This window comes from Xanthovirga aplysinae (assembly GCF_009711365.1).
GTDB classification, from domain to species: Bacteria; Bacteroidota; Bacteroidia; order Cytophagales; family Cyclobacteriaceae; genus Xanthovirga; species Xanthovirga aplysinae.
In genome coordinates, this window is sequence record NZ_SMMB01000222.1 from 1 (window position 1) to 744 (window position 744).

The 744-nt window shown below is 44.4% G+C and carries 1 protein-coding gene; it reads left to right on the forward strand.

The window, feature by feature from the left end:
* Positions 1–744, forward strand: a 744-nt coding sequence (locus E1171_RS23275; protein ID WP_222931293.1) for a hypothetical protein, incomplete at both ends; no start/stop codon positions are given.

Here is a 744-nt window from a genome sequence, read left to right on the forward strand (position 1 = left end):
GCCCTGGAAGGCCAGTATAAAGGACTGGGCAGCTTCATCATGAGTGGCTGCAGCGTAGAAGAGGACGACAAAGAACCTACCAAACACAAAATAACCGAAGGTTTGGTTTACCTCAATGGCAAATTTTTGGAAGTGGATGAGGCTCCCAATTTGGCTGAATTTCCCAAATACATTGTAGAAGATATTCCTGAGATGCGTACCAACTATCAGCTGGCAAGCGGGGGAATTGCTCCAAAAAGAGAGCTGTATAAAGCAAAAATTGTTGGCGAAGCCCAACTAGAAGAAAACCTATCCGAAGATGAAGGTCGTACCGAATGGGTTAAAATCACAGAGGAAGGGGGGACCACCTACTTCGATGCCGTTCGAGGCTCTTTTAATGCATTGAGTATTGGACATGCTACAAATGATTTGAGTGGTCATGCCACTTTAGATGTGTTGGGCGATCTAAAAGTATCCGGGGCAGGAGGGTTTGGTAATGATATAAAAGTCAAAAACAATATTGTTTGGCACTCTGGAAATCAAGGTTCGGGAAGTGGCCTGGATGCAGATACCATTGATGGTTTACATGCTGAGGATTTGTTCACTTTTCTTGGGTCTGGTGGAGATGCTAACAACTTTAAAAATGTAGATGGTTACGCTTCTGGAAGACCTTTTACCGAAAACCACCCTACCGGTGCCATTCATGGAACCATGATTGTGGCTGGAAAGGTAGCTAGTGGGGATATACAACTTTTTGTGGATGAC